Annotated in this window: 1 rRNA gene; it reads right to left on the bottom strand. The window is 55.4% G+C overall.

From position 1 onward, the window contains the following. A 23S ribosomal RNA gene (locus AB0M70_RS42145) occupies positions 1-1,288 on the bottom strand; the annotation flags it as partial.

The raw sequence follows: 1,288 nt of genomic DNA, 5'->3' as shown, positions 1-1,288 counted from the left end.
AAGGGGGTGGGAATACTCATCTTGAAGCAGGCTTCCCGCTTAGATGCTTTCAGCGGTTATCCTTTCCGAACGTAGCCAACCAGCCATGCCCTTGGCAGGACAACTGGCACACCAGAGGTTCGTCCGTCCCGGTCCTCTCGTACTAGGGACAGCCCTTCTCAATATTCCTACGCGCACAGCGGATAGGGACCGAACTGTCTCACGACGTTCTAAACCCAGCTCGCGTACCGCTTTAATGGGCGAACAGCCCAACCCTTGGGACCGACTCCAGCCCCAGGATGCGACGAGCCGACATCGAGGTGCCAAACCATCCCGTCGATATGGACTCTTGGGGAAGATCAGCCTGTTATCCCCGGGGTACCTTTTATCCGTTGAGCGACGGCGCTTCCACAAGCCACCGCCGGATCACTAGTCCCGACTTTCGTCCCTGCTCGACCCGTCGGTCTCACAGTCAAGCTCCCTTGTGCACTTACACTCAACACCTGATTACCAACCAGGCTGAGGGAACCTTTGGGCGCCTCCGTTACTCTTTGGGAGGCAACCGCCCCAGTTAAACTACCCATCAGACACTGTCCCTGATCCGGATCACGGACCCAGGTTAGACATCCAGCACGACCAGAGTGGTATTTCAACGTTGACTCCACGAACACTGGCGTGCCCGCTTCAAAGTCTCCCACCTATCCTACACAAGCCGAACCGAACACCAATATCAAACTGTAGTAAAGGTCCCGGGGTCTTTCCGTCCTGCTGCGCGAAACGAGCATCTTTACTCGTAGTGCAATTTCACCGGGCCTATGGTTGAGACAGTCGAGAAGTCGTTACGCCATTCGTGCAGGTCGGAACTTACCCGACAAGGAATTTCGCTACCTTAGGATGGTTATAGTTACCACCGCCGTTTACTGGCGCTTAAGTTCTCAGCTTCGCACACCCGAAAGTGCACTAACCGGTCCCCTTAACGTTCCAGCACCGGGCAGGCGTCAGTCCGTATACATCGCCTTACGGCTTCGCACGGACCTGTGTTTTTAGTAAACAGTCGCTTCTCGCTGGTCTCTGCGGCCACCCCCAGCTCATGGAGTAAATCCAATCACCAGTGATGGCCCCCCTTCTCCCGAAGTTACGGGGGCATTTTGCCGAGTTCCTTAACCATAGTTCACCCGAACGCCTCGGTATTCTCTACCTGACCACCTGAGTCGGTTTAGGGTACGGGCCGCCATGAAACTCGCTAGAGGCTTTTCTCGACAGCATAGGATCATCCACTTCACCACAATCGGCTCGGCATCAGGTCTCA

The organism is Streptomyces sp. NPDC051214, from assembly GCF_040682375.1.
GTDB lineage: Bacteria > Actinomycetota > Actinomycetes > Streptomycetales > Streptomycetaceae > Streptomyces.
Note: the sequence above shows the minus strand (reverse complement) of the source record. Positions and strands in the feature narration are given on the sequence as shown.